This is a genomic window from Nonomuraea sp. NPDC050227, assembly GCF_044459705.1.
In the GTDB taxonomy this organism is placed as follows: domain Bacteria; phylum Actinomycetota; class Actinomycetes; order Streptosporangiales; family Streptosporangiaceae; genus Nonomuraea.
The window spans coordinates 498,715-523,001 of record NZ_JBITJF010000003.1 but is presented as its reverse complement, the minus strand read 5'-3'; the positions used below and the strand labels follow the sequence as shown (position 1 = coordinate 523,001).

Sequence of the window (24,287 nt, the reverse complement as noted above, 5' to 3'; positions counted from 1 at the left end):
GTGGCGCTGGGCTTCCAGCGCACGCCGCTGAACCTGGCCGTGCTGCTGACCGCCGTGGTGCTCACGACCCTCGTCCTGCTCGCGCTGGGACGCCTGCGCGTCTCCCGCGTGGTAACTTCGCAGAAGAAGTTACTTCTTGGAGGATTTATCTTCCCCAAGAAGGAGGACAGGAAGTGAGGACCGCGTGCCGAACACCCCCGACCCGTCGGACGCCGGCCGGCGCTACCGCCGCTACCTGAGCGCGGTCATGCTGCACGGCCACGCCGGCGCCAAAGCCTGCGGCCTGGGCGCCACCGACCTGTACGCCCTGAACATCCTCGAACTGGCCGGCCCGATGACCCCCGGCGAGCTCGGCGTCCGCACCGGCCTGACCACCGGCCCGACCACCCGGCTGATCGACCGGCTGGAGCAGGCCGGATACGTCCGCCGCGTGCCAGCCCCCGACGACCGCCGCAAGGTGATCGTCGAGCCGGTCGGCAAGCCCGCCGAGCTCGACGCGGTCATGGCCCCCGTCCGGCAGAAGATCGGCGACATCCTCGCGGGCTACCCGGCCGACCACCTCGACGTGCTCTACGACTACTTCGACCGGGCCGCCCGCGCCTACCAGGAGGCCGCCGAGGACCTGCGCTCCGGCTCCTGACGCGGCGGTCAGCGGAAGACGCGGCGGTCAGCGGAAGTCGGAGATGCGCAGCACCGCCAGCATGTCCGTCGCCCGCGAACCGGTCGAGAACGACGCCTCCACTCCGACCCAGCCGCGGAAGGCCCCCGTGTCGTCGATGATCTGCATCAGCGGCTTGACGTGCGAGTTGCCCGTGTAGCAGAACTCGCCCCGCTCCATCGCCAGGCACGTGCACCAGTGCCACAGCGTGTCACGCCGGTCGGACTTGGAGATCGTCGTCAGGTAGTACTGGATGGAGCTGACGTTGGCCTTCGTGCCGCCGCCGTACTTGGGGCAGCCGCCCGACTTCTGGCACGCGCCCTGCGAGGACGGCTGCAGGTAGGTCAGGCACGAGGTGGTCGACTTGCAGGCGCGGAAGGAGGAGTGGCCGAACGGCTGGTTCGCCGAGTTGACCAGCGTGCCGCTCGCCCAGCTCGTCAGGTCCTGCCTGAGCGAGCCGGGGAAGGCCCGCACCGAGCTCATCGCGCGCCGGGTGCCGATCGCGGCGTTGCTGCCGTAGCCGTAGCCGTGCGTGGCCAGGCTGCTGCCCTTGAGGTCGAGGCGGGCCAGCTTGCCGTCGGGGGAGGTGCGCACGTACCACTGCTCGGTCCAGGTCTGGGCGATCTTCCACCGGATCGTGAGCACGTTGCCCGCCAGCGTGTACGTCCCCGTACGGGTCTCGCTCGGGCCGCCCGTGTAGCCGCCCGCGGTGAGCACCTCGCAGCCGCGCGGCCGCGACGAGACGCCGCCGGCCTTGGTGGTGCAGCTCGGGTCGGGCACGGTGCCGGTGCGCTGCCTGGCCTTGGGGAAGCGCTGCCACCACAGGTACAGGGCGGCGCTCACCGTGCCGTTCGCGGCGAAGCGGTACGTGCCCAGGCGCACCCAGTTCTGCCGGGAGGCGGCCTGGAGATGGCCCTGCGAGACGACGAAGGTGGACTTGCCGCCCGGCAGCGGCGAGGCGGTGGTGGTGGCGGTGGCCGTCACAGTGGCCGTCACCGGCTGGACGGGGAGAAGGGCGAGGGCGAGCACGAAGGAGAGGACTGCCGCTGCGGTACGCATGGAGGGACTCCGTAGGGCTTGCGGGCGTTGGCCGATGGTCAACGGCCCACCGTATTCCGGCTCGACCGGATCTGTCCTCGAAACGCGGTCAGGAGGAAGCTGACAGTGCTCGACGTCCGCCGGTGAAGCTAGGATGAGGGGGTTCCCAGCATCGCGAGGAGGTTGATCATGTCGTTCCCACCGCCCGGCATGGTTCTCGGCGACGCCCCGGCGCGCACTTCCTCGCGGGAGGCCGCCACAGGCTGACCCTCTCCGCGTCGAAGTGCTTCTCATGGCCATCACTGGTTCGATCATGAGGAGCCCTGAGTGCTCGAGATCCGCTGGACCGAAGACGGCGAGGCCCGGTCGGCCCGCTGGCGTTCCGAGAACGGCTCGCCGCCGCCCGCGCGCGTGGTGATCGCCGACGAGCGCCTGGCCGCGGCCACGGCGTACCGGCTGGCCTGCGAGGGCACGGCGCTGCTGTGGCGCGGCGACTTCCACGCCGCCCGCCGTCTGCTGCGCGCCCTGACCCGCCGCGCCGACCACCACGCACCTCCACCCCGCCCTTCCCGCTCCCCGTCCCCCTCGCCCCCGCCCGCCCCCGCCTCCTCGCCCGCCCTCGCGTCCGCTCACCTGGCCGTGCCTGCGTCTTCGCTCGTGCAGGCCTTCCATCAGCATCGGCAGGCTCGCTCCCAGCGGGCCGTCACGCTGGGCCGGTTGCTGGTGCCGCTCGATCCGGACCACAGCGTCCCCCTGCGGCGCGCCCCCGACGTGCGGAGCGCCTGCGCGCAGGTCTACGGGCCCGCGACGGAGGCTTCGGTGATCTCGCTGCGTGAGCTGCTGGGCATCGTCGGGGCCTACGAATGGCGCAGGCGAGGCGTCGAGGTGCCCGCCCTGAACGACCGCATCCACCCCCACTACGGCGTCTTCTCACCGGTGCGCGGCGAGTACGTCGACCTGGTGGCCGCGGCCCCGCTGGTCTCGCGCGCGGGGGCGTTCGACATCGGCACCGGGACGGGCGTGCTCGCCGCGGTCCTCGCCCGCAGAGGCGTCGAGCGCGTCGTGGCCACCGATCGCGATCCGCGCGCCGTGGCCTGCGCCCGCGACAACGTGCGACGGCTGGGGTTGTCCGGCCGGGTCGACGTCCTGGAGGCCGACCTCTTCCCGCCGGGACGCGCGCCGCTCGTCGTCTGCAACCCGCCCTGGCTCCCGGCCAAGCCCGCCTCGCCCCTCGACCACGCCGTCTACGACCCCGGGAGCCGGATGCTCCGCGGCTTCCTCGACGGGCTCGGCGAGCACCTGACTTCGGAGGGAGAAGGCTGGCTGATCCTGTCGGACCTGGCCGAACGGCTGGGGTTACGGACCCGTGCCGAACTGCTGTCCGCCTTCGCGAGCGCGGGCCTACGGGTCGTCGACCAGCTCCGCACCCGGCCACGCCACCCACGCGCCTCCGACCGGGCCGACCCCCTGCACGCCGCCCGCACCACCGAAACCACCTCCTTGTGGCGCCTCCGCCGCACTTGACCCCCCTCCACCCGCGCCCGGCCGGGCCCCTTCACCGATGCCCGGCCGGGCCCCTCCTTCCGCGCGCGGCCGGGGGCCCGGGTGCACGGAACCTTCACCTGGTGTCCCTGGGATCTGCGAACCCGTCTGGTTGGCTGGGTTCATGATCGACATTGATCCCGCCTCCCGTCCCGACCCCATCGCCTACCTCGACCACGTCGCCTCGACCGACGTCGGCAGGGGCTACAAGCGGCAGATCCTCGACCTGCTGGACCTGCGGCCCGGACAGACCGTGCTCGACCTCGGCTGTGGCCCGGGACCGACCTCGCCGCCATGGCCGACGCCGTCACTCCTGCCGGACGGGTGATCGGCCTCGACCGCGCCCCGGCGATGGTCGCCGAGGCGGCCGCCCGTCTGGCCGGACGTCCGCAGGTCGAGGTGCGTTCCGCAGACGTGCACGAGCTGCCGTTCGAGGACGGGAGCGTCGACCGGGCCCGTACCGACCGGGTGCTGCAGCACGTGGACGACCCGGCGCGGGTGCTGGCGGAGTTCCGCCGGGTGGCGCGCCCAGGGGCGCGGATCGTCATGGCCGAACCCGACTGGGAGGGCATGCTCGTCGACTCCCCGCGCCCGGACGTCGGCCGGACGCTGGCCCGGTTCATCTCCACCGAGATGATCCGGCACGGCACGCTCGGCCGCAGCCTGCCCCGGCTGTGCGAGGGCGCGGGCCTCACGGTGCGGTCGGTGGCGACGGTCGCGCCGGTCTTCCGCGACCTGGCCACCGCCGACCAGGTCCTCGGCCTGCGCCGCAACCTGGCCAGGGCCGTCGGCGCCGGATATCTCGAACCCGGCGCCGAGGAGTGGTTCGACGACCTGCGCTGCCGCCCCTTCCTGGCCTCGGCCCTGCTGTTCCTGGTGACGGCCGAAGCCGCGTGATCGGCGCCCTGGCGGGGGCCAGGGGCGGGCGAGGGTCAGGTGATGCGGAGCGGAAGGGTGCGGGGGCCGCGCACCTGGCCCGTCGCCCAGGTGACGGCGTCGGGGTCGGCGAGGGTGAAGGCGGGGATGCGCTGGAGCCAGACGTCGAGGGCGGTGCGGAGTTCCATGCGGGCCAGGTGGGAGCCGACGCAGCGGTGGATGCCGAGTCCGAAGGCGGCGTGGCGGTTGACTTCGCGGTCGATGCGGATGTCGGCGGGGTGGTCGAAGTGGGCGGGGTCGCGGTTGGCGGCGGGGAAGGAGAGCAGGACCCAGTCGTCGGCTTTCATGTCGACGCCGTTCCAGTGCATGTCGTCTTTGACGAGGCGGGCCATGGTGACGGGGGCGTAGGCGCGCAGGAACTCCTCCATGGCGGTGGGCAGGAGGGCGGGTTCGGCGACCAGGCGTTCGCGGTCCGCGGGGGTCTTGGCCAGGTGCCACAGGGACGCCCCGATCGCGCTCCAGGTGGTGTCGATACCCGCGATCAGCAGCAGGGCGATCGTGCCCGCTACGTGCCCGGCCTCCAGCTTGTGGCCGTACAGCTCGGCCTCGACGAGGTACGTCGTGAGATCGTCGCGCGGGTGCTGCACGTGGTCGCGGATCTGGTCCAGCAGGTAGTCGAAGAGCCGTCCCATGTTGGCGGTCCGCTGCTCGGGCGGCAGGTTGACGCCTTCCAGGGCGTTCTCGATGAACTCGCGGAAGCGCGGGCCGTCCTCGGGCGGGAAGCCCAGCATGTCGGCGATCACCCGCATCGGGATGTGCTGGGCGTAGTCGCGGGCGGCGTCCACGACGTCCTGGCCCTCCAGGCCGTCGATCAGCTCGTGGCACAGCGCCCGCGTCGACTCCTCCCGCCTGGCCACCGCCGTCTTGGTGAACGCGGGCAGCAGCAGCTTGCGCGCGTCGTGGTGGAAGGGCGGGTCGGACGAGATCGGCGGCGTGCCGCCCACCGGCGCGCTCTCCCGCGGCGGCCGGAAGTTGCTCATGATGATCGAGCGCGAGGAGAACCGCTCGGTGTCGTAGGCGACGGCCGCGACGTCCTCGTAGCGGGTGGGCAGCCAGCCGCCGCCGAACCGGTCGGTGTGCGCGATCGGGCAGCGCCGCCGCAGGTCGTCCTGGATCGGGTACGGGTCGGCGGCCCATTCCGGCTCCAGGTGGGAGAAGTCCGTGGCCCAGTCCGAGACCGGGCCGGTGACGATCTCGCTGCGGGTGCCGAGCTCCTCGCCGTCGCCCGGCTCGCCGAAGTTCTTGACGAAGCGCTCGTCCACGCTCATGTCACGCCTCCCCGAGCAGGTCGATCGCCCGCTCCGGGCAGTTGGAGACGGCCAGCCGCGCCGTGCGCTCCTGGCCGGGCGGCACCTGGCCGTCGCCGAGGACCGTTCCGTAACCTTCGTCGTCCTCGCCGAACAGGTCGGGGGCGAGGTCGTAGCAGCGGCCATGTCCCTGGCAGCGCTCGGGGTCGATCTGTACTCTCACGGCGTTCCTTCGTGCGGTGGGGCGGGGGAGAGGGCGGCGACGACGCGGATGAGCAGCCTGGCCCACTCCTCCTCGTCCACCTGGTGGGGGTCCGGGGCGATGAGCGCGCTGCCCATCGCGAGCAGGAGGCAGAAATGGGCGATCGCCTCCGGTGACAGGGCGTGGTCCAGCTCGCCGCCGTCCTGGCCGGCGCGGACCAGGCCGGCCAGCCGGTGGGCGCGCTCGCCGACGTAGTCCCGCATGGGCAGGGCCACGTCCTCGTCGCGGCGGGCGGCGGCCAGCGCCTCGACGACGAGGTCGCCGCCGGCGTCCAGGGGGCGGGGGAGCCGGCGGCCGGCGGCGACGAGCAGGTCGGCGACCGGCCGGTCGGGGTCGTCGGCGAACAGGCCGTCCATCAGCCGCCGCCCGTGCGCGCCCAGCGCGGCCACGAGCAGGCCGGCCTTGGAGCCGAAGTGGGCGTACAGGGCGCCGTTGCTCACCCCGGCGGCGGCGGCGATGTCGGCGACGCGGGTGCCGTCGTAGCCGCGCCTGGCGAAGACGTCCGCGGCGGCGCGCAGCAGGCGTTCCCGCGTCTCGGCGGCGGTGACGCCGGCGATACGTCCCATGGACGAATTAAAAGATCGTTCATTTCATACGTCAAGAGCGGCCCCCTATCCCGTGATCGGCGCCTTCACCACCAGCACCTCCTCTCCCGCCGCGCCGCTCAGCCGGATCGACAGCTCCCACACCCCGGCCATCGGGAACAACTCGCCCTCGGCCACGTAACGGCCCGGCTGCCGCGGATCGGCGACGATCTCCGGGGTGGCGTGGCCCATGCCGGGCATCACCGTGGACAGCGCCACCGTGTGCGGGTCGCCGGAGGTCACCCGCACCTCGGCCGTGACGCGGCCCGTCGTCGGCCTCGGGACCAGGACGGTGACGGCGTACCGTTCGCCGGTGCTGGTGAGGGTGAGCGGGCCGGGCGCCGAGCCGCGCACGTACAGGAACACCGCCAGGGCCGCGGCCAGCAGGGCGGCGACGGCCAGGATCCGCCTCATCGGAGAGCCTCCGCGACCTCGACGGTGAAGGGCACGGTCACGATCCGGTCGGCGGCCGCGTACTGGGCCCAGGCCAGGTAGCGGCCCGGTGCCGGGAAGCTGAACGTGAAGCGCAGCCGGGGCGCGGGGGCGCCCATCTCGTGCACGTGGCCGAGGAACGCGCCGTCCTGGCTGCGCACGATCAGGTGCCCCGACATGCCCAGCCACTGCCGCGGCGTGACCCCGAGCCCCACCTCGATCGCCGCCGGACGCCCCGCGACCGGCACGGACGGCCGCACCACCGGCGTGCCCCCCGTCCCGGGCGCTACCGGCGGCGGAGCGGCCACCGCGGGCCCGGCGACCCGGAACTCGCCGTCGAGCAGCTGGCCGCCGGAGTCCTCGCGTTCCAGCTCCGCGTAGGCCAGGAACCGGCCCGGCCGGTCGGCGCGCAGCCGGACCTCCAGCCGTCCGGGCGCGGTGCGCAGCGGGTGCAGATGCCGGAAGTAGGCGCCGTCCTCGCTGGTGACCACCAGGTGGGCGAGCGCCTCGTGGTGCAGGACGAGGTCGTCCACCGGATGCCCGGTCGAGCCGTCGGTGAGGTCCAGGCGCAGCGTGAACTCCTCGCCGGTCGCCGGACGCGCCGGGACGGTCGTCACCCGTCCCCGCGCGAAGGGCCGTCCGAGGGCCGTCGTGTTCACCGCCGGGGCGGCGCCGTCCGGCGGCGGGGGCGGCAGCGAGGGCTCGAACACGACGACCATCGCGGCCACCGTCACCGCGGCCGCCGCGCCGCCGGCCAGCAGCATCGCCGGGGCCCTGCGCGACAGCGCCCCGGTGAGCAGGCCGCCCACCAGCAGCAGCCCGGCCACCAGCAGGCCGCCGTAGATCAGGAACTCGCCGGCGGAGCCGCGGTCCACCAGGACGCGGAACGGCAGCACGGCGACCTCGCCCCCCGCCGTCAGCCTGAGCTCGTGCGGCCCGGTGCGCTCGACCGTGATCCTGACGTACCGAGGGCTGGCGGACGGCTGCGCGGTGGCCGTCGCCTTGTGGCCGTCCTCGACCGAGCGCACCTCCAGGCCGATCGGCGGCCCGGTCGCCGGCTCGTAGGCGATCACGCCGATCTGCAGCGGCCCGGGCACCCGCGACGTGCCCTTGATCACGACCGTGAGCTCGGCGCCGGCGATGGTCTGGGCGAATCGCAGGTCCGCCCCGGCCGTGACGTTGTGGGCCGCGGCCGGGGCGGCGCCCGCGAGCAGGAGTACGGCGACGAGACACAGGACCCGGAGCGGCCGGATCATGCCCGTCCGGCGTCGGCCGCGTCCGCGGGGAGCGCGTTCGGCAGGAACAGCGCCCCGAGCGCCAGGCCGATCAGCCCGGCCACCACCGGCGCGCCGGTCCACAGCTCGGGCACCGCGGGCAGTCCGCCCCCGGCCGCCGAGGCGATCCCGATGTAGAGCGACCAGGTGACGAAGGCCGACAGCCCGGCGAAGGCCCAGTAGGCCCCCCGCCGCGCGCCGGACGGGCGCAGCAGGCGGATCAGCACGTCGCTCGCCAGGCCCGCGGCGACGAACGTGAGCAGGGTCGGCGCGTTCTCGAACGCCGTCTGCGCGCCGGGCATCAGGACGGCGATCGTGTACATGACGGTCACCGCGCCGAACGGCAGGTTCCAGCGCCGGGCCACCAGCAGCACCGGGGCCAGCAGGACCACGTTGCTGATGACCATGGAGGTGGCCAGATGTTCGGCGCCCGGCCCGTCCACGCTGGAGAACGCCTCGACGACGCGCGCGGACCGGTACTGCAGGGCGTCGCCGTACGACAGGAACAGCGACACCAGCGTGGCCGCGAACGCGAGCCCGGCCAGCGCCGGGAACAGCCGCCCGAGCGAGGGCCGGACGCCGACGTCGGGGGCGTTCCAGGCCGAGCGCAGCGGCGTGGTGATGATGAGCAGCATGGTCACGATCAGCCCCAGGTGCGACGGGCTGAACAGGATGTCGACGCTCGTCTCGATGCCGAGCACGGTGTGCCAGGTCATGTCGGCCAGCCCGAACAGCGCGAACGCCGGGATGGCGACCAGCCCGGCCAGATAACCCTGGGGAACGGCCGCGACCCCCTGCCGGCCGAGCCGCACGTTGCGGAACACCTGCCAGATGATCCAGCCGGACACCGCCGCGAACCCGGAGTAGAACGCCGCGTGCCACGGCGTGAAGAACGTCTCCAGGTCGCTGCGATTGGTGTGCGCCCAGGCGTCGATCATCAGGCCGACGCCGAACCAGACCCCCAGCAGCGCCGTGACGAGATCCGCCCGGAGCGGCACCCATCCGCGCGGCTCCCCAGAGTCCGCAAGTAATCGCCGTACGCCCGCGTTGGCCTCTGCCACTTCGCGTCTCCCTTCTTCCATGATCGAATACTTTCAGAAGCCGCGAAGTGGCGGGAAGCCCAAGATCACCATCGCCGAGCGGCCCGGGCCGACGCCCGTGGCCGCCAGTCTCGCCGACGGCCGCCGCGGGTGCGCGGCGGCCGGGGCCTCACGCCGGAGCCGGGCGCTGCCTGGCCACCACCAGGTGCAGCCCGTGGGGCAGCGGCTCGGTGCGGGCGACGTGCAGCCCCGCGGCCCCCAGCAGGCTCTCGACCTGGGTCAGCGTGCGTTCCTGGCCGCCGCTGAACAGCGTGAGCATCTTCATGTCCAGCGCGACCGCCGACGTCGGCGAGCGGTGCGGGTCGTCGTCGAGGACGGCGTCCACGATCCACAGCTCGGCGCGGCCGTCCATCAGGGACGCGAGCCGCGCCAGCAGCTTGGCGGCCTGCTCGTCGGGGTAGTTGTGCAGGATGTTGCCCAGCAGGTACAGAGCCGCCCGGGGCAGCGGGTCGGTGAACATGTCGCCCTCGGCCACCGTGATGCCCGCCCGCCCGTCCAGGTGACGGCGGGCCTGGGCGGCCACCTCGGGCAGCTCGAACAACACGCCGCGCAGCCGCGGATGGGCCGCCAGGATCGTGGCCAGGACGATGCCGGTGCCGCCGCCGATGTCGGCGACCACGTCCACGCCGGTCACGTCCTGCTCGGCGAGCGCGCGGGCCACGGTGACGCTGCGGGTGGCCATGAACTCGTTGAACAGCGCGCCGGCCGCGGGCCGGGCCCCCAGCCAGGCGTAGGGGGAGTCCACCTGGTGCAGCTCCAGCGCGGCGGGCGCGCCCCTGGTGATCGTCCGGTGCAGCAGGTCGGCCGAGTCGCGCCACAGCTCCTCGCCCCACATCAGCGCGGCGGGGGCCAGCGAGTCGTCCCGGCCGCTGGTGAGCAGGTCGCCCTCGCCGGTGAGCAGGTAGCGGCCGCGGGCGTCCCGCTCGACCAGCCGCAGGTGCTCCAGCGCCCGCAGCAGGCGGCCGAGCAGCATCTCGTCGGGACGGCCGGCGCCGCCCGCGGAGATCTCGTCGGCCAGCTCGTGCACGGCGCACGGCCCGGCGGCCAGCAGGTCGAACACCGACAGCCGCAGCGCGGCCCGGACGGCGGCGTACAGGATGAAGTCGTCGATCAGGCGCAGCACCCGCGCCCGCTCCGGCGTCTCGCTCATGGGTTCCCCTTCCCCGACTCCCAGGCCGGCCGGACGATCATCTCTTCGGCCCGCAGCGGCGCGGGCAGGTAACCGAACCTCACCATGGTGTCCACCACCGACTGCAGCTCTGCGGGTTCCAGCGCGGCGGGGAACGTGCCGAGCGTGATGGTCGGCAGCACCTCGCGCGGGATCTTCGTGTACGTGCCCAGCACCCCGGTGACCAGGTTCCGGTCCCGGGCGTCGAGCTGGGCGTGGGCCATGGCCCGCTGGAACCCGGCGACCGCCCGGGGATGCGCGGCCGCGTACGAGGCGGTCGTGGCCCACCCCGCGATCGGCCACCCGGCGGGGACGTTCGCCATGGCGTCGCCCAGCGACCGGCCGCCCTGCCGGCGGTAGGCGGTGATGAACGGCTCGGTCATCCACGCCACGTCCACCGCGTGCGCGGCCAGCGCGGCCGGCATGTCGGGCAGGGGGATCTCCTTGAACGCGACGTCGTCGGCGGAGACCCCGGCCGCGGCGAGCACGGTCTCGGCGCTCAGCGTGCCGACCGAGCGCAGCGTCGCCACCGCGACGCTCTTCTTCGCGCCGCCGGTGCGCCGCAGGTCGCGCGGGCTTCTGATCGGGCTGCCGGGGGCCACGAAGAGCTGGAACGCGCCCGGCGCGGCGTGGTAGGCGTCGGCGACCAGCTTCAGCCGCCCCGGCTCGCGCCGCTGCTGCAGGAACGCCGTCACGTAGTTGACCAGCCCGAACTCCAGGGCGCCGCCCTTCATCCGGTCGATCGCCGGGCCGCCGCCCTGCACGGTCACCGGCTCGGCCGACAACCCCTCGGCCGCGAAGTAGCCGCGGTCGCGGGCGAGGTAGACCAGCGCGCTGTCGGGGATCGGGATGACGCCGATCCGGATCTTCTCCAGCGGCGCTCCGGAACCGGTCGGCCGCGGACCGCCGGGCGCGGCCCCGCCGCAGGCCGCGAGCAGGACGGCGAGCAGGGCGGCGAGCAGGAACAGCAGTAGGGGACGTGATCGTCGCACGGTTCTCCCTTCGAGGTCCGCCGCCGGCCCTCGCTCCCGCTGGCGGCCCGGACACAGGTCGGAACCAACGCCCTTGAGTGCACCATCGGGAGGCCCGCCTTGCAACGCCCGGTCAGAACGGGATGGCCGCCGTGTCAGATGCGCGCCCGGCTGTTGCCCTCCTGGTGCACGGCGCCATCCTCACCCCCCTTCGGGGGCAACGCGGGGGTACAAGGCGCTGGCCGAGGCCGTGCCGGCCGGGCTGCTGCGCCGGACGGGGGCCGCGACGGGGTGAGCGTCGTCCTTCGCGGTCCGGACGGATGAGAAGATCGAGAGTGCTCCGAATCGCAGAAGCAGTACTCGCGAGGTTACCGGCGCCGCTGCAGGCGCTCGTGCTGAGGCACCGTGAACTGCTGAAGTTCGCGGTGGTCGGCGGAGCGACGTTCGTGGTGGACAACGCGGTGTTCTACGGGCTGAAGCTGACCGTCCTGCAACCGAAGCCGGTGACCGCGAAGATCATCGCGGTGCTCGTGGCGACGATCGTGTCCTACGTGCTCAACCGCGAGTGGTCCTTCCGGCTCAGGGGCGGTCGCGAGCGCCGCCACGAGGCGGGGCTGTTCTTCCTGGTCAGCGGCATCGGCCTGGTGCTCAGCTCGGCGCCGCTGTGGGTCTCCCGTTACGTGTTCCGCCTGGAGGCCCCCGACGTGGGCCTGGCGGCCCAGGAGATCGCCGACTTCGTGAGCGCGCAGCTCGTCGGCACGGTGATCGCCATGGTCTTCCGCTTCTGGGCGCTGCGGAAGTGGGTCTTCCCCGACGAGAAGACCCACCCCGTCGGCGTGCGGCCGGCTGCCCTGCCCCGGTACCACGGACGGCGCACCCTGCCGGTGGCCAAGCGCAAGCCCCGCAGGTCCGGCGTCCGGCAGGGTCAGCGGTAGACAGGGGCAGCGGTAGCCAGGGTCAGCGGTAGGCGGCGGCCTGGAGGGTGTAGAGGTCGGCGTAGAGGCCGTTGAGCGCCATCAGCGTCTGATGGTCGCCCTGCTCGGTGACCTTGCCGTGGTCGAGGACGTAGATCCGGTCGGCGTAGCGCACGCTGGCCAGGCGGTGGGTGATGAGCAGCACCGTGCGGCCCTCGGAGTGGTCGCGGATGCGCTCGAACAGGGCGTGCTCGGCGCGGGCGTCGAGGGCCGCCGTGGGCTCGTCGCAGATGAGCAGGTCGGCGTCGCGGTAGAACCCCCGGGCCACCGCGATGCGCTGCCACTGGCCGCCGGACAGCTCGCAGCCGTCCTTGAAGCGGCGGTCGAGCAGCGTGCGGTAGCCGAGGGGCAGGCCCGCGACCACCTCGTCGGCCCCCGCGACCGAGGCCGCCGCGACCAGGGCGGGCTCGCCCTTGTCGGCGCCCATGGTGATGTTGTAGCGGGCGGTGAGCGGCCAGCGGGTGTGGTCCTGGGCGATGACGGCCGTGCGCAGGCGCAGGTCGTCGGGGGGCACGTCGGCCAGGTCGACGTCGTCCCAGGAGACGGTGCCGGTGTCGGGCTCGTACAGGCCGGAAAGGATCTTGGCCAGGGTGGTCTTGCCGGAGCCGTTCTCGCCCACGAACGCGATGACCTCGCCGCGCTTGATCTCGACCGTCACCCCGCGCAGCGCCGGCTGGTCGGCGCCCGGGTAGGTGAACGTCACGTCGTCGGCCACGATGCGCTCGAACCCCTCGGGCACGGCCGCCGAACGGGCCGTGGGCACGCGGCGCTCGGCGTCGGCGCAGAACTGGAGGAAGTCGGTGAAGTAGAGGCCGTCCTCGTAGAGGCGGTTGGTGGCGTACAGGAGGTTGGCCAGCGAGGACTGGCCGGTCCTGATGGCCAGCACCGCGGTGCCCGCGACCGCGAGCGGGATCGCCGCCACGGCCAGCAGCACGCCCAGCGCGACGTAGACCAGGGCGGTGCCGAGGCCGCCCAGGGCCTCGCCGACCAGGCCGGCCAGGGTCTGGCGTCTGGCCAGGGTGAGCAGCACGTCCTGCTCGGCCCTGGCGACGGCGTCGTACATGCGCAGCAGGAAGCCGCGCATGGTGAACGAACGCACCTCGGCGGCGGGCTCGCGGTCGGCCAGCAGCTCGGCGATGATCCACTTGCGGCGGCGGGCGGGGATGAGGGAGTACATCGTCGAGTAGCGCATACGGGCGCCGCGCACGGTGGCCCACGCGTCGGGCAGCACGGCCAGCAGCAGCAGCGGCAGCAGCACCGGATGGAGCACGCCCAGCACGCCGGCCGCCGCCGCGATGCCGACGGCCGCGGTGACGACGTTGATGGCCGAGCTGACCACCGCGCCGGCCACGCTGACGCCGCGCATGTTGGCGCGTTCGAGGCTGTCGTGGAACTCCGGGTCGTCGTAGGCGACCAGCTCCACCTGGCTGGTCAGGCCGTAGAGGCGTTCCTCGGTGTGGCGGGAGATCTGCGGGGTCAGGCGTGACTGCGCCCAGCCCGCGCCGGCCTGCACCACCGTGCGCAGCACGGCGGCCACGCCCACCAGGACGAGGCTGGGCAGGGCGGCCAGCACGCGGCCGGGGGTCGGGCCCTCGCTGAACAGGGCGCTCAGCACGCCGGTGGTGGCCAGCAGGCCGAAGGCGGTGAAGACGCCGCCGAGGAGGTTGAGCGCGATGGTGGCCACGGTGTCGCGGGGGCCGGCCCGCCAGGACATGCTCATCGCCTGCGTCACGAGCGAGGGCAGGCGCCTGGCGATGGTCAGGAAGCCGACCTCGGCCATCTTGTCGTTGTGGGCGTACCAGTCGGAGACGGTGATCTCACCGAGTTCCAGAGGCTCATCGGGCATGCGCTGAGTGTGCGGGCGGGCACCGACGGTTTCCGCCGCCTCGCGCTCCGGAGTGACAGGACGATGGCCCGTGCGCCACCGGCCTGTCCACGGCCCGCCAGGCAAAGACGCGCGGGCGGCGGCGTGTCCCGGTCGCCCCGCGGGCGCGGGCACGATTTCATGTCCCCCGGTCACTCCACGTAACCAGAACGACACAGGGGACGGAATGCGAAGAATCACGGGGTTCGCGGTCGCGTGCGCGGTCGCCATGAGCGTCACCCAGCCCGCCTGGGCGGCCCCGCGGGAGGAGGTCCGCATCACCCGGTATCTCGGGGAGCAGCGGCTGCCGTACCTGATGCAGTTCGACGGCACCACCGTCGGCGGGGTGTCGGGCATCGACCGCGACCCGCGCACCGGCGCCTGGTACCTGATCTCCGACGACCGCTGGCGCTACGGTCCGGCCCGCTTCTACACCGCCCGCCTGGACATCGACCGGGACTCGGGCGCGTTCACCGGCATCAGCCTGACCGGGGTCACCACGCTGACCAGGCAGGACGGCACCCCCTACCCCGGCTACGGCAAGCCCGGCTCGGCCGACCCCGAGTCCATCAGGTACGACCGCTGGTCCGGTCGCCTGCTGTGGGGCGACGAGGGCGACCGCCCCGACGCCGGCCACCCCGACCTGCCGCTGGCCGCCTCCGGCGTGCGCGCCGCCGACCTCCAGGGCCGGCACCAGGGGGACCTGCGCCTGCCGGGTAACCTGCGCCTGACCACCACCGAGCACGGCCCGCGGCGCAACGCCGGTTTCGAGGGCCTGGCGGTCACCGCCCGCCGGATCACGGCGATGACCGAGGGGCCGCGGTACGAGGACGGCGAGCCGTCCACGGTGCAGCACGGCGCGCCCGCCCGGCTCACCGTGTGGGACCGGCGGGGCGTCCCGCGCGGCCAGTTCGTCTACCCGCTCGACGCGCTCCCGGCCGCGCCGGTGCCGCCCACCGGGGAGTCCGACAGCGGGGTCTCGGAGATCCTGCCCATCGACGACCACCGCTACCTGGCCCTGGAACGCTCCTGGATCGAGGGCGTCGACTACAAGGTCAAGCTGTACGAGATCGACCTGACGGGCGCGACCAACGTGCTGAGCCAGGACGACCTGAGCGCGGGGTACCGGCCGGTGAGCAAGCGGCTGGTCTACGACCTGGGCGACTTCCGGCCGCCGGTGCAGAACCTGGAGGCCATGTCGTGGGGGCCGCGGCTGGCCAGCGGGGAGTGCACGCTGGTGATCGGCTCGGACGACAACTTCAGCAGGAACGAGGTCAGCCAGTTCACGGCCTTCGCCGCCACGGGCTGCCCCTGACGCCCCGCCACCGGCCCGGGACCGCGTGGGAAGGCCCGCCCGGCCGCCGGACCGACACCGCGTGGGCGGCCCCGCCTCGCCGCCGGCCCGCCCCCCGCGCGGGGGCCGGGCCGGACCGAGGGTGGCGGATATATACGAATTGGAATATTTTCCCGGGAAAGCATCATGGCTACGCTCGACAGCCATGACTCTCCTGAAGCCCGCACGCCGGGCGGCCGCCGCTCTGGCGCTCGCGCTCGCCGCCGGGTTAACCGCGGCCGTCCCCGCGCACGCGCGCGAGGCGGCCCCGCCGTCCGCCGGCACCGTCCTGCGCGGGCTGGACCTCGACCGCGCCACCGTGCTCGACCTGCAACGCGCCATGGACCACGGCCGCTTCGACGCGGTGACGCTGACCCGCTTCTACCTCGACCGCATCCGCGCGGTGGACCCGCTGCTGCACGCGGTCGTCCAGACCAACCCCGGCGCGCTGGGCGAGGCCGAGCGCAGCGACCGGCGTCGCCGCCGGGGCGCGCACGGGCCGCTGGAAGGCGTCCCGGTCCTGCTCAAGGACAACATCGACACCGCAGCGCCGCTGCGCACCACCGCCGGCTCGCAGGCGCTGCTCGGCGCCCGGCCGGCCGCGGAGGCGTTCCTCGTCCAGCGGCTGCGGGCGGCCGGCGCGGTGATCCTGGGCAAGGCCAACCTGTCGGAATGGGCGAACTTCCGCTCCAGCCCGTCCTCCAGCGGGTGGAGCGCGATCGGCGGGCAGACCAACAACCCCTACGTCCTCGACCGCAACCCCTGCGGGTCGAGCAGCGGCTCGGCGGTCGCCGCCGCCGCCACCCTGGCCGCCGTCACCATCGGCACCGAGACCGACGGCTCGATCGTCTGCCCGGCCGGGATCAACGGCGTGGTGGGCATCAAGCCCACGATCGGGCTGGTCAGCCGGGCCGGCGTGGTGCCGATCTCGGCCCGGCAGGACACCGCGGGGCCGATCACCAGGAACCTCACCGACGCCGCCGCCGTGCTCTCGGCCATCCAGGGGCCGGACCCGCGCGACCCCGCGACCGTCCCGGGCGGCGACCGCGACTACCTCAAGGCCCTGCGTCCCGGCGCGCTGAACGGCGCCCGCGTCGGCGTGTGGCGCTCGGTCGCGGGCGACAACCAGGAGGTGCGCGCCGCCCTGGACGCCACCGTCGCCACGCTCAAGGCCCGCGGCGCGACCGTGGTGGACGTCGAGCTGGAGGGCATGGACCAGGCCGGCGAGGCCGAGTTCCCGGCGCTGCTGACCGAGTTCAAGCACGACCTGAACGCCTACCTGGCCGCCACCTCCGGCCGGCACCCCGCCGACCTGGCCGGGCTGATCGACTTCAACCGGCGGCACGCCGGGACCGAGCTGCGGTACTTCGGCCAGGAGGTCTTCGAGCAGGCGCAGGCCACCACCGGCGACCTGGACGACCCCGCCTACCGCGCCCTCCGCGACCAGGCCACCACGCTGGCCCGCCGCGTGATCGACTCGGCGCTGGCCGCCGGCCGCCTGGACGCGCTGCTCGCCCCCACCAACCACGCGGCCTGGCTGACAGACCTGACCAAGGGCGACGACTTCACCGGCTTCGTCTCCTCCTCCGCGCCCTCGGCGATCTCCGGCTACCCGGCGGTCACCGTCCCGGCCGGGTACGCCAGGGACGTCCTGCCGCTCGGCGTCACGTTCTTCGGCGGGCGGTTCTCCGAGCCGTCCCTGATCGCTCTCGGATACGCCTTCGAGCAGGCGACTCAGGTCCGCAAACCGCCGACGTACCTGCGCACCCTGCCCTGAGCGGCCCGGCGGCGGGCTACGGTAGGGGCGACGGTCACGACGAGAAGGAGGCGAGATGCGCAGCAGACTGCCCGCCGCGCTGCTTCTCGTCCTGTCGTGGCTGCTCCCCGCGACGGGCCATGCCGAGGTCGCCGCCCAGGTCGCCGCCCAGGTCGCCGCCCAGGTCGCCGCCCAGGTCGCCGCCCCGGCCGTCACGCAGGCCGTCACGCAGGTCACGGCGATCCAGGCGGCGGCCGACCCGCCCGCCGTCGCCCAGCTCGGCTCGACCCCGCCGCCGCCTCCGCTCGCGCAGGTCAGGCAGGCGGGGCACGACCAGGCCGGGCCCGGCGGACAGGCGCTGCCCGCCGCGGCCCCGGCCCGGTCGCTGCACGTCTGGTCGGCCGTCGTCCGGCGGCCCGCCGTCCGTGCCGCCGCCGACCGGCCCGGGGGCGCGGCGGCGGCCCGCGCGCCTCCCTCCACGGTGCTCTGAAGATCCCTCTTCCGCACACCTGAGCCTGTGGAGGCCTCATGTCACGTGCGCCCATGTGGCGCGCGCTGGCGGCGTTCGCCGTCATCGCGACCTCGATCATCCTGTCCCTCACCGCCACGCCACGCCTCGGCCTCGACCTGCGCGGCGGCACCCAGCTCGTCTTCGAGGCCAGAGACTCCCCGACGGTCACGGCCGACTCCTCGGCCACCGACCGCGCCCTCGACGTGCTCCGCCGCCGGGCGGACGCGCTGGGGGTCGTCGATCCCACCCTGGCCCGCTCCGGCGAGAAGCGGATCATCGTCGAGCTGCCCGGCGTGCTCGACCCGAGCAAGGCGGCCGAGGTCATCGGCCGCACCGCCCAGCTCGCCTTCCACCCGGTCACCGGCCCCGGCAAGGCCGGGGACGCCACCGCGCTGCCCGACGAGAGCGGCAGCCCGCTCGCGCTCGGCCCGGCGGCGATCAGCGGCGACGGCGTCAGCGACGCCACCGAGCGCAGCGACCCGCAGCGCGGGCCCGGCTGGTCGGTCACGGTCGACTTCCGCGACGCCGACGCCTGGCAGCGGATGACCGGCGAGGCCGCCTGCCAGCCGGCGGGCGACCCGAAGCGGCGCGTCGCCATCGTGCTCGACAAGAAGATCATCTCGTCGCCGCAGCTTGACCCGTCCGTGCCGTGCGGCACCGGCATCCCGGGCGGCAACACCGAGATCACCGGATCCTTCACCCACGAGGAGGCCCGCGACCTGGCCGTGCTGATCAAGGGCGGCGCGCTGCCCGTGCCGCTCGACCTGGTCGAGCAGCGGACCGTCGGCCCCACGCTGGGCGCCGACGCCATCGAGGCCAGCGTGAAGGCCGCGATCGCCGGGCTGGTGCTGACCGCCCTGTTCATCATCGTGATCTACCGCCTGTCCGGCCTGCTCGCCGCCATCGCGCTCACCTGCTACGGCCTGATCTCCTACGCCGCGCTGGTCGCGATGGGCGCGACGTTCACGCTGCCCGGCCTGGCCGGGTTCGTGCTGGCCGTCGGCATGGCGGTCGACGCCAACGTGCTCGTCTTCGAACGCGCCAGGGAGGAGTACGGCCTGGCCCCGGCCCGCGGGCTCGCCCCGGCACTGAACCGGGGGTTCAAGAACGCCTGGAGCGCCATCGCCGACTCCAACGTCACCACGCTCATCGCCGCCGCGCTGCTGTTCGGGCTGGCCTCCGGGCCGGTCAAGGGGTTCGGCGTGACGCTGGCGATCGGCGTGCTGGCCTCGCTGGTGTCGGCCATGCTGATCACCCGCGTGCTCACCCATGCGGTCATCGGCCGGATCGGGCCGCGCCTGTCGGGCCTGGCCTCACCGGGCGCCGTCCGGACGTGGCTGGCCCGCCGGAACCCCCAGCTCATGAAGGCCAGGAAGCTGTGGCTCGCGGTCGCGGGCGGCCTGGTCGTCGCGGCGCTGGCCGGGCTGTTCACCCGCGGCCTGGACTTCGGGGTCGAGTTCACCGGCGGCCGGCTCGTGGAGTTCGGCACGTCCAGGCCGGTCGACGCCGACACGGCCCGGCGGCTCGTGAGCGAGGCCGGCTATCCGGGCGCGGTCGTGCAGGCCGCCGCCGACGGCGTGACCGTGCGCGCGGGGCAGCTCGACCCGGCCAAGGTCCAGGCCGCGCTGGAGGGGCGGGGCGGCGAGGTGAGCAAGGTGCGCGACGAGTTCATCGGCCCCACGCTGGGCGAGGAACTGCGCCGCAACGCCGTCATCGCGCTCGGCGTGGCCGTGGCGGCGCAGCTGCTCTACCTGGCGGTGCGCTTCCGCTGGACGTTCGGCACGGCGACCGTGCTGGCGCTGCTGGTGGACCTGGCCGTGGTGATCGGGCTGTTCGCCTGGCTCGGCAAGCCGGTGGACGGCGTGTTCCTCGCCGCGATGCTGACCGTGGTCGGCTACTCGGTCAACGACAAGGTGGTGGTGTTCGACCGGGTGCGCGAGCTGTGGGCCGCCCGCCGCACCGCGCCGCTGGCCGAGGCGGTGAACACGGCGATCCTGCAGACCGTGCCGCGGACCGTCAACACCGGGCTCGGCGCGCTGTTCGTGCTGGTCGCGCTGGCCGTCTTCGGCGGCGACTCGCTGCGTGACTTCGCGATCGCGCTGGTCACCGGCATCGTCGTGGGCACGCTGACGTCGTCGTTCGTGGCCGGCCCCGCGGCCATCGGCCTGGCCCGGTACGACCGCCGTCCGGCCCCCCAGCCGCCCGCGCCCAAGGCCGCCCGGCGGCCGCGCGAGGGCTCGGGAGCCGTGTTGTGACCGGCGCCGCGGGCCCGCCTCGCGCGGGCGGGCCCGCGGCGTCGCGGGTCAGAGCCGGGCGAGCCAGTCCAGGAGGATGGCGTTGACCTCGTCCGGGCGTTCCTGCTGGATCCAGTGGCCGCAGTCGTCCAGGAGCCGGGAGGAGACCAGGCCGGGCAGGGTGGTGGGGAAGGCGTCGATCGCGGCGGAGAGCCACCGGGTCGTGTCGTCCTCGGCGCCGCCGACGAACAGCGAGGGCTGGACGATCGGCGCGCCGTCGTGGGGCGCGAGGTCTTCCCAGTCGCGGTCCATGTTGCGGTAGCGGTTCAGCGCGCCGGTCAGGCCGGTGCGCTCGAACTCGGCGGCGTAGAAGTCGAGGTCGGCCTCGCTCAGCCAGCCGGGCAGCGTGCCGCCGGCCGGGAACCGGTCGCGCAGCCTGCCGCCCGGGGCCACGAACAGCGGGTGGGGCGCGTCCGGGCCCGGCATGGTCCCGGCGGACAGGGCCGCGTACACGCCCGCCAGCCAGCCCCGGACGTCCGGCTCGATCTCGGCCTCGGCCCGGCCGGGCGTCTGGAAGTAGCTGACGTAGAACTCGTCCGTCCCGCCCATGGCGGCGAACGCCTCGGTGGGACGCGGCCCGCCGCGCGGCGTGTACGGCACGCTGAGCATGGCGACCGCGCGGAAGACGTCCGGCCGCAGCAGGGCGCTGTGGGCGGCGATCGAGGAGCCCCAGTCGTGGCCGACGATCACCGCGGTCCGCTCGCCCAGCGCCCGCACCACCGCCACGGCGTCCTCGACCAGCTCGGTCATCCGGTACGCGGCCACGTCCGCCGGCTTGGACGAGCGGCCGTAGCCGCGCACGTCCACCGCCACCGCCCGGTACCCGGCGGCGGCCAGCGCCGGGAGCTGGTGCCGCCAGGAGTACCAGGACTCGGGGAATCCGTGCACCAGCAGCACCAGCGGCCCCTGCCCCGCCTCCACGAGATGGACCCGGCCGGCGGGGGAGGGCACCAGGCGGTGGACGCCCTCGGCGACCGGGGTGAGCTGCGACATCGTTCCTCCACGCATGTGAGTCCTGGCCTGTCACCAGGATCATGCGCGGCCCGTGCCGCGGCGCGCGAACTCCGTTGCCGTTTCGGCAAACCCTGCGCTAAAGGTCGGTGGCGATGATCTTCTCGATGTTCCGCTCGGCCAGCGCCGTTATGGTGACGAACGGGTTCACCGTGGTGTTGCCGGGGATCAGCGAGCCGTCGATGACGTACAGGCCGGGGTAGCCGGTCAGGCGGCCGTAGTTGTCGGTGGCCCGGTTCAGCACCGCGCCGCCGAGCGGGTGGTAGGTGAGGTGGTCGCCCCAGATCTTGTACACGCCGAACAGGTCGGTGCGGTAGATCGTCCCCTCCTTGGCGTTGATCTTGTCGAAGATCGTTTTCGCCATGTCGATGGACGTCTGCTTCCAGGCGGTCTGCCAGCTCAGGTCCACCTTGCCGGTCGCGGCGTTCCAGGAGAACTCCGCGCGGCGCGGGGTGTTGGTGATCGACAGGTAGAACGAGGCGTACGTCTCGATCCCGGTCGGCAGCGGCGCCACCTCGGCGAACGCGCCGCCGGCCGTCCAGTTGTCGATGCCCGCGCACGGGATGGCCGACTGCAGCTTGCCGGTCGGGTCCCACAGGTGGTTGGCCCGGCCGCACATGACGTTGCCGTTGTCTCCCCAGCCCTTGCCGACCTCGTCGTCCAGCCCGGGCAGCGCGCCGGTGGCCTTCAGCCTGACCAGCAGCTTGCTCGTGCCGACGCTGCCCGCGGCGAAGAACACCCGGGCGGCCGTGACGGTCTTGGCGGCGGTGACCGAGCCGTCGGTGGCGAGCTGGTCGATCCGGACGGTGTAGCCGCCGCCCGCCGCCGGGGCGACCGAGGTGACCTGGTGCAGCGGCGAGATCGTCACCCTGCCGGTGGCGCGGGCCCGCGCCAGATAGGTCTTCTGCAGGGACTTCTTGCCGTGGTTGTTGCCGTAGAGGATCTCGCCGGCCAGCGCCGACTGGGTGGCCGTGCCGGCCGCCTCCTGCTTCATGTAGTCCCAGTCGTACACGTCGGGGACGAACGTGAACGGGAAGCCGGAGCGCTGGGCGTGCTTGCGGCCCACGCGGGCGTACTGGTAGCACGCGGTGGTGTCGAACCAGGCCGGGTCCACCAGGCCGACGCCGAGGCCGGAGTTGGCGCGCGGGTAGTAGACGCCGTACATCTCGTCGGCGTCGACCGACGGGAGCACGGCGGCGAAGTTCTCCCGCTTGGGCGTGACGGCCATGCCGCCGTTGACCAGCGAGCCGCCGCCGACCCCGCGGCCCTGGTAGACCGTGATGCCGGCGAACTCCTCGGCGTCCAGGATGCCGGTGTAGCGGGGGATGTCCCGGTCGATGGGGAAGCCGAGGAAGTAGTTGAGCGGCGCCTTGGTCCTGGTGCGCAGCCAGTACGAGCGATAGTCGGGCTCGCGGGTGTTGCAGAAGATCTTGCCGTCCGAGCCGGGCGTGTCCCAGGCCATGCCCATCTCGATCATGTGCACCTCGACGCCCGCCTGGGCCAGGCGCAGGGCGGCCACCGAGCCGCCGTACCCGGTGCCGATCACCAGGACGGGCACGCGGGCGCCGTCGGCGATCGGCCCGTCGGCGGCAGCGGTGGCGACGGCGGCGGCGGCGCGGCCGGGCAGTGCGGCGGCGCCCAGAAGGGAGGCGGTTCCGGCGATGAAGGTGCGGCGGCTGGTGTTCATGTCACGTGCCCTCGCTCGGTCGGTCTGACGCGGACTCGGTCGGTCTGACGGAGGGTGCCGGGCCGCCGGTCAGCATGCAGGCCGTGTCCAGGCCCAGCACGTGGTTGAGCCGGCCGAAGGCCCACCAGGAACCGATGCTCATGCTCAGTTCCACGATCTCGTTCTGGCTGTAGTGCTCGGTCATCCGGGACCAGAACTCCTCGTCGAGCCCGTGGTGGTCCAGGGCGTAGCGCTCGGCGTACTCGGCGGCGAGCCGGGTGCGCGCGTCGAAGGCGTCCGTGGCGCGCCAGTCCGCGACCGCGTCGGCGAAGCCGTCCTCGACCTTGACGCCGTCGCGCTCGGTGCGCCAGTCGAGGCAGAAGACGCAGCCGTTGATCTGCGCGATCCGCAGCCGGGCCGCCTCGAACTCGCGCAGGCCCAGCGTGGTGTGGGCGTAGACGGCCATGGAGAACTTCGAGGCGGCGGTCCCGATGCCGGGGACCAGCTCGCCCCAGACGTACGCGATCGGGTCCTTGCCGCCGGGAACGTCGACGATCACGGGTTCTTCCTTCCGAGCCGGCCGGATGCGGGGCGCAGCGGGACGTCGAGCGCGTCGTACAGGCCGGGCGGGGCGGCGGCGAGCCAGTCGATGGCGTTCACCAGCCGGCCCGCCGCGGTGGCGTTCCCGCCCGCCGAACGGCTGCCGCCCTCGTCGGTGGCCTCGATCGTGACCTCGATGCGCGGGCGGCCCTCGACGATCACCCGGTGGGCGCCGTCGCCGCCGTCCGGTGGGAGCGGCCAGTCGGGGGCGCAGGCGGGGTGGATGCGGGTGACGTGCTCGATCACGATGCGCGGCTCGCCCTCGACGACGCCCTGGACCTCGAACCGCACCGCGCCCTGGGTGCCGGCCTCGAAGTCGCCCATGCCGGCGGTGGTGACCGTGCGGTCGAGCGCACGCCGCTCCACGACCTCGCGGATCTCCTCCAGCGTGACGCCGAGGGCCCGCGCCATCAGCCGTACCTGCCCGCCCCACACCATGGACGGGACCGTCGGCGCGATCATCGGCGGCTCGTAGTCCATGGGCTGGCCCATGCCGACCATGTACCGGACCGCGTCCGGACGGTCGTAGCCCGAGTAGTCGAAGATCTCCTGGCAGCGGATGGCGTCCACGACCGAGCCGAGGCCGCTGAGCAGCAGGGGCAGCAGGTCGTTGCCCCAGCCGGGATCGATGCCGGAGGCGAACAGCGAGCCGCCGCCCTCGGCGACGGCGGCCAGCACCTGGTCCCGCAGCTCGGGCGGCGCGCCGCGGTGGTCGTAGAGGGCGTACAGGGAGGGCGTGACGACGACGGCGCCGGCGCGGACGGCCCGCAGGACGTCGGCCAGGGCGTCGTCGGGACGCAGGTCGCCGGAGGCGGCGTACACGACGGCCCTCGGGCGGGCGGCCAGGACGGCGGCGGCGTCGTCCGTGGCGGTGACGCCGAGGTCGCGGCCGAGTCCGGCGAGCTCTCCGGCGTCGCGGCCGGCCTTGTCGGGGGAGTGCACGACGACGGCGGCGAGACTGAGGTCGGGATGGGCCTCCACGGCCCTGATGGCGGCGCGGCCGACGTTGCCGGTACCCCACACCACGGTGGACGTCATGGGCGGAGCGTAGCAAGCGCTTGGTTTG

Annotated in this window: 24 protein-coding genes; 10 read left to right on the top strand and 14 right to left on the bottom strand. The window is 73.6% G+C overall.

Features of this window, described 5'->3' with window-relative positions:
- Positions 1–177 carry a hypothetical protein gene (locus tag ACIBK9_RS14740; RefSeq protein ID WP_397158339.1) on the top strand — a complete coding sequence of 59 codons (177 nt, stop codon included), beginning with the start codon at positions 1–3 and terminating at the stop codon, positions 175–177.
- 7 nt (positions 178–184) lie between these two features.
- Positions 185–640: a MarR family winged helix-turn-helix transcriptional regulator gene (locus tag ACIBK9_RS14735; RefSeq protein WP_397158337.1), complete on the top strand. Its 456-nt coding sequence runs from the start codon at positions 185–187 to the stop codon at positions 638–640.
- A 27-nt stretch (positions 641–667) separates the two neighbouring features.
- Here the strand turns inward: ACIBK9_RS14735 and ACIBK9_RS14730 are convergent, their stop codons facing one another.
- Complete coding sequence (locus tag ACIBK9_RS14730; RefSeq protein WP_397158335.1) at positions 668–1,717, bottom strand: hypothetical protein; 1,050 nt, start codon at positions 1,715–1,717, stop codon at positions 668–670.
- 306 nt (positions 1,718–2,023) lie between these two features.
- Here ACIBK9_RS14730 and ACIBK9_RS14725 point away from each other — a divergent pair, with 306 nt between their 5' ends.
- The 3 genes from ACIBK9_RS14725 (at position 2,024) to ACIBK9_RS14715 (ending at position 4,135) form a co-directional block, all read left to right on the top strand.
- Positions 2,024–3,220, top strand: coding sequence for a methyltransferase (locus tag ACIBK9_RS14725; protein ID WP_397158333.1), 1,197 nt, complete (start codon positions 2,024–2,026; stop codon positions 3,218–3,220).
- A gap of 142 nt (positions 3,221–3,362) precedes the next feature.
- Positions 3,363–3,566 (top strand): hypothetical protein, encoded by a 204-nt coding sequence (locus tag ACIBK9_RS14720; RefSeq protein ID WP_397158331.1) that lies wholly within the window; start codon positions 3,363–3,365, stop codon positions 3,564–3,566.
- A complete protein-coding gene (locus ACIBK9_RS14715; protein ID WP_397158329.1) occupies positions 3,533–4,135 on the top strand; it encodes a methyltransferase domain-containing protein in 603 nt (200 codons plus the stop codon). Before ACIBK9_RS14720 ends, ACIBK9_RS14715 begins: the two co-directional genes overlap by 34 nt.
- Positions 4,136–4,170: 35 nt before the next feature.
- Here the strand turns inward: ACIBK9_RS14715 and ACIBK9_RS14710 are convergent, their stop codons facing one another.
- From ACIBK9_RS14710 to ACIBK9_RS14675, 8 genes are all read right to left on the bottom strand, one after another.
- Positions 4,171–5,442: a cytochrome P450 gene (locus ACIBK9_RS14710; protein WP_397158327.1), complete on the bottom strand. Its 1,272-nt coding sequence runs from the start codon at positions 5,440–5,442 to the stop codon at positions 4,171–4,173.
- A gap of 1 nt (position 5,443) precedes the next feature.
- Positions 5,444–5,644 (bottom strand): ferredoxin, encoded by a 201-nt coding sequence (locus tag ACIBK9_RS14705; protein ID WP_387649181.1) that lies wholly within the window; start codon positions 5,642–5,644, stop codon positions 5,444–5,446.
- Complete coding sequence (locus ACIBK9_RS14700; RefSeq protein WP_358302609.1) at positions 5,641–6,249, bottom strand: helix-turn-helix domain-containing protein; 609 nt, start codon at positions 6,247–6,249, stop codon at positions 5,641–5,643. The genes ACIBK9_RS14705 and ACIBK9_RS14700 overlap by 4 nt, the downstream gene beginning before the upstream one ends.
- Positions 6,250–6,294: 45 nt before the next feature.
- The gene (locus tag ACIBK9_RS14695) at positions 6,295–6,681 is read right to left on the bottom strand and encodes a FixH family protein (RefSeq protein WP_397158324.1); all 387 of its coding nucleotides are present in this window, start codon (positions 6,679–6,681) and stop codon (positions 6,295–6,297) included.
- Positions 6,678–7,955 carry a hypothetical protein gene (locus ACIBK9_RS14690; protein ID WP_397158322.1) on the bottom strand — a complete coding sequence of 426 codons (1,278 nt, stop codon included), beginning with the start codon at positions 7,953–7,955 and terminating at the stop codon, positions 6,678–6,680. Before ACIBK9_RS14690 ends, ACIBK9_RS14695 begins: the two co-directional genes overlap by 4 nt.
- The gene (locus tag ACIBK9_RS14685; protein ID WP_358302617.1) at positions 7,952–9,034 is read right to left on the bottom strand and encodes a hypothetical protein; all 1,083 of its coding nucleotides are present in this window, start codon (positions 9,032–9,034) and stop codon (positions 7,952–7,954) included. Before ACIBK9_RS14685 ends, ACIBK9_RS14690 begins: the two co-directional genes overlap by 4 nt.
- A 148-nt stretch (positions 9,035–9,182) precedes the next feature.
- Positions 9,183–10,223 (bottom strand): methyltransferase, encoded by a 1,041-nt coding sequence (locus tag ACIBK9_RS14680; protein ID WP_397158320.1) that lies wholly within the window; start codon positions 10,221–10,223, stop codon positions 9,183–9,185.
- Positions 10,220–11,233, bottom strand: a complete 1,014-nt coding sequence (locus ACIBK9_RS14675; RefSeq protein ID WP_397158318.1) for an ABC transporter substrate-binding protein — start codon at positions 11,231–11,233, stop codon at positions 10,220–10,222. Before ACIBK9_RS14675 ends, ACIBK9_RS14680 begins: the two co-directional genes overlap by 4 nt.
- A gap of 371 nt (positions 11,234–11,604) precedes the next feature.
- Between ACIBK9_RS14675 and ACIBK9_RS14670 the strand changes: the two genes are divergently transcribed.
- Positions 11,605–12,147, top strand: a complete 543-nt coding sequence (locus tag ACIBK9_RS14670) for a GtrA family protein (protein ID WP_358302626.1) — start codon at positions 11,605–11,607, stop codon at positions 12,145–12,147.
- 22 nt (positions 12,148–12,169) lie between these two features.
- On the opposite strand, the gene ACIBK9_RS14665 is transcribed toward ACIBK9_RS14670, so the two are convergent.
- Positions 12,170–14,032, bottom strand: a complete 1,863-nt coding sequence (locus ACIBK9_RS14665) for an ABC transporter ATP-binding protein (RefSeq protein ID WP_397158315.1) — start codon at positions 14,030–14,032, stop codon at positions 12,170–12,172.
- Positions 14,033–14,237: 205 nt separating this feature from the next.
- On the opposite strand from ACIBK9_RS14665, the gene ACIBK9_RS14660 reads away from it, so the two are divergent.
- The 4 genes from ACIBK9_RS14660 (at position 14,238) to secD (ending at position 19,905) form a co-directional block, all read left to right on the top strand.
- Positions 14,238–15,365, top strand: a complete 1,128-nt coding sequence (locus tag ACIBK9_RS14660) for an esterase-like activity of phytase family protein (RefSeq protein ID WP_397158313.1) — start codon at positions 14,238–14,240, stop codon at positions 15,363–15,365.
- 184 nt (positions 15,366–15,549) lie between these two features.
- Complete coding sequence (locus tag ACIBK9_RS14655; RefSeq protein ID WP_397158311.1) at positions 15,550–17,160, top strand: amidase; 1,611 nt, start codon at positions 15,550–15,552, stop codon at positions 17,158–17,160.
- Between the two features lie 55 nt (positions 17,161–17,215).
- On the top strand, positions 17,216–17,629 hold the full coding sequence (locus ACIBK9_RS14650; protein ID WP_397158309.1) for a hypothetical protein: 414 nt from the start codon (positions 17,216–17,218) through the stop codon (positions 17,627–17,629).
- Between the two features lie 38 nt (positions 17,630–17,667).
- The gene (secD, locus tag ACIBK9_RS14645; RefSeq protein ID WP_397158307.1) at positions 17,668–19,905 is read left to right on the top strand and encodes a protein translocase subunit SecD; all 2,238 of its coding nucleotides are present in this window, start codon (positions 17,668–17,670) and stop codon (positions 19,903–19,905) included.
- 48 nt (positions 19,906–19,953) lie between these two features.
- On the opposite strand, the gene ACIBK9_RS14640 is transcribed toward secD, so the two are convergent.
- The 4 genes from ACIBK9_RS14640 to ACIBK9_RS14625 all read right to left on the bottom strand — a co-directional run bounded on the left by ACIBK9_RS14640 (position 19,954) and on the right by ACIBK9_RS14625 (position 24,259).
- Entirely contained in the window at positions 19,954–20,937 is a 984-nt protein-coding gene (locus tag ACIBK9_RS14640) for an alpha/beta fold hydrolase (protein ID WP_397158305.1), read from the bottom strand.
- 97 nt (positions 20,938–21,034) lie between these two features.
- Positions 21,035–22,642 carry a GMC oxidoreductase gene (locus ACIBK9_RS14635; protein ID WP_397158303.1) on the bottom strand — a complete coding sequence of 536 codons (1,608 nt, stop codon included), beginning with the start codon at positions 22,640–22,642 and terminating at the stop codon, positions 21,035–21,037.
- 1 nt (position 22,643) lies between these two features.
- Positions 22,644–23,180 (bottom strand): carboxymuconolactone decarboxylase family protein, encoded by a 537-nt coding sequence (locus ACIBK9_RS14630; protein ID WP_352325308.1) that lies wholly within the window; start codon positions 23,178–23,180, stop codon positions 22,644–22,646.
- Positions 23,177–24,259 (bottom strand): dihydrodipicolinate reductase, encoded by a 1,083-nt coding sequence (locus ACIBK9_RS14625; protein WP_364338591.1) that lies wholly within the window; start codon positions 24,257–24,259, stop codon positions 23,177–23,179. Before ACIBK9_RS14625 ends, ACIBK9_RS14630 begins: the two co-directional genes overlap by 4 nt.
- Positions 24,260–24,287: the final 28 nt, after the last annotated feature.